This window comes from Exiguobacterium sp. SH0S2, assembly GCF_004337185.1.
GTDB lineage: Bacteria > Bacillota > Bacilli > Exiguobacteriales > Exiguobacteriaceae > Exiguobacterium > Exiguobacterium aurantiacum_A.
Genome location: NZ_SJVB01000012.1, coordinates 1 through 2,998 on the forward strand (window position 1 = coordinate 1; position 2,998 = coordinate 2,998).

Sequence of the window (2,998 nt, forward strand, 5' to 3'; positions counted from 1 at the left end):
TTCTAGATCAAAGCCTCGACCGATTAGTATCATTCAGCTCCACACGTCGCCGTGCTTCCACCCATGACCTATCTACCTCATCGTCTCTGAGGGGTCTTTCTTGATTGCTCAAAGGGAAATCTCATCTCGGAGGGGGCTTCATGCTTAGATGCTTTCAGCACTTATCCCGTCCGCACGTAGCTACCCAGCGATGCTCCTGGCGGAACAACTGGTACACCAGCGGTGCGTCCATCCCGGTCCTCTCGTACTAAGGACAGCTCTCCTCAAATTTCCTGCGCCCACGACGGATAGGGACCGAACTGTCTCACGACGTTCTGAACCCAGCTCGCGTACCGCTTTAATGGGCGAACAGCCCAACCCTTGGGACCTACTCCAGCCCCAGGATGCGATGAGCCGACATCGAGGTGCCAAACCTCCCCGTCGATGTGGACTCTTGGGGGAGATCAGCCTGTTATCCCCAGGGTAGCTTTTATCCGTTGAGCGATGGCCCTTCCATGCGGAACCACCGGATCACTAAGCCCGACTTTCGTCCCTGCTCGACTTGTAGGTCTCGCAGTCAAGCTCCCTTCTGCCTTTGCACTCTACGAATGATTTCCAACCATTCTGAGGGAACCTTTGGGCGCCTCCGTTACTGTTTAGGAGGCGACCGCCCCAGTCAAACTACCCGCCTGACACGGTCCTCCAGCCGGATCACGGCTGCGAGTTAGAGACTCTATACGCAAAGGGTGGTATCCCAAGGATGTCTCCACCGAAGCTGGCGCTCCGGCTTCACAAACTCCCACCTATCCTGTACATCGCGTACAAAGCCTCAATATCAGGCTGTAGTAAAGCTCCATGGGGTCTTTCCGTCCTGTCGCGGGTAACCTGCATCTTCACAGGTACTATGATTTCACCGGGTCTCTCGTTGAGACAGTGCCCAAATCGTTACGCCTTTCGTGCGGGTCGGAACTTACCCGACAAGGAATTTCGCTACCTTAGGACCGTTATAGTTACGGCCGCCGTTTACTGGGGCTTCGGTTCAGTGCTTCTCTTGCGATGACACATCCCCTTAACCTTCCAGCACCGGGCAGGCGTCAGCCCCTATACTTCATCTTGCGATTTAGCAGAGACCTGTGTTTTTGCTAAACAGTCGTTTGGGCCTATTCACTGCGGCTTATGTTGCCATAAGCGTCCCTTCTCCCGAAGTTACGGGACCATTTTGCCGAGTTCCTTAACGAGAGTTATCCCGCGCGTCTTAGAATTCTCATCTCGCCTACCTGTGTCGGTTTACGGTACTGGCGCCGACCTCCTTACTAGAGGCTTTTCTTGGCAGCGTGAAATCCGGTACTTCGCCCTACGGGCTCCACATCACAGCTCAACCTTGTATGCCGGGCGGATTTGCCAACCCGACGGCCTCGCTGCTTGTCCGTGCACTTCCAGTCGCACGGTTACCTTATCCTTCTGCGTCCCCCCATCGTTCAAACGGTGGTACGGCGGTACAGGAATATCAACCTGTTGTCCATCGCCTACGCCTTTCGGCCTCGGCTTAGGTCCAGACTAACCCTGAGCGGACGAGCCTTCCTCAGGAAACCTTGGGCTTTCGACGGAGGGGATTCTCACCCCTCTTTTCGCTACTCACACCGGCATTCTCACTTCCAAGCGCTCCACGGCTCCTCACGATACCGCTTCACTGCTGCTTGGAACGCTCCCCTACCATTCCTTACGGAATCCATAGCTTCGGTGGTATGTTTAGCCCCGTTAAATTTTCGGCGCGGCGTCACTCGACTAGTGAGCTATTACGCACTCTTTGAATGGTGGCTGCTTCTAAGCCAACATCCTAGTTGTCTGTGCAACGCCACATCCTTTTCCACTTAACATACACTTTGGGACCTTAGCTGATGGTCTGGGCTGTTTCCCTTTCGACTACGGATCTTATCACTCGCAGTCTGACTCCCGAGTACAAGTTGCCGGCATTCGGAGTTTGACTGAATTCGGTAACCCTGTGGGGGCCCCTAGTCCAATCAGTGCTCTACCTCCGGAACTCTTCACCTCGAGGCTAGCCCTAAAGCTATTTCGGGGAGAACCAGCTATCTCCAGGTTCGATTGGCATTTCACCGCTACCCACACCTCATCCCCGCACTTTTCAACGTGCGTGGGTTCGGACCTCCAGTCAGTGTTACCTGACCTTCATCCTGGACATGGGTAGATCACCTGGTTTCGGGTCTACGACGACGGACTGATGCGCCCTATTCAGACTCGCTTTCGCTGCGGCTCCGCCTTATCAGCTTAACCTTGCCCGCCATCGTAACTCGCCGGTTCATTCTACAAAAGGCACGCCATCACCCGTTAACGGGCTCTGACTACTTGTAGGCATACGGTTTCAGGATCTATTTCACTCCCCTTCCGGGGTGCTTTTCACCTTTCCCTCACGGTACTGGTTCACTATCGGTCACTAGGAAGTATTTAGCCTTGGGAGATGGTCCTCCCGGATTCCGACGGGGTTTCACGTGTCCCGCCGTACTCAGGATCCACTCTGGAGGGGATAAGATTTCAGCTACAGGGCCGTCACCTTCTCTGGCCGACCTTTCCAGGTCGTTCACCTATCCTATCCCTTTGTAACTCCGTATAGAGTGTCCTACAACCCCAGGAAGCATGCTTCCTGGTTTGGGCTGTTCCCGTTTCGCTCGCCGCTACTCAGGGAATCGAATTTTCTTTCTCTTCCTCCGGGTACTTAGATGTTTCAGTTCCCCGGGTTTGCCTCACACCGTGCTATGTATTCACACGGGTGTCCCGCCAGTCTCCCGGCGGTGGGTTCCCCCATTCGGATACCTCTGGATCAAAGTGCACTTACCACTCCCCAGAGCATTTCGCTGTTCGTCGCGTCCTTCATCGGCTCCTAGTGCCAAGGCATCCACCGTACGCCCTTTCTACCTTGATCTAGCGTTTCTAAGACACACGGTCCGAACGGACCATGCATATTTTTCTTGGTTTGATGTCTTGATGAATCTTCAGTTTTCAA

At 54.3% G+C, this 2,998-nt stretch carries 1 rRNA gene; it reads right to left on the reverse strand.

From position 1 onward, the window contains the following. Positions 1 to 3: 3 nt before the first annotated feature. Positions 4 to 2,917, reverse strand: a 23S ribosomal RNA gene (locus EVJ21_RS15115). Positions 2,918 to 2,998: the final 81 nt, after the last annotated feature.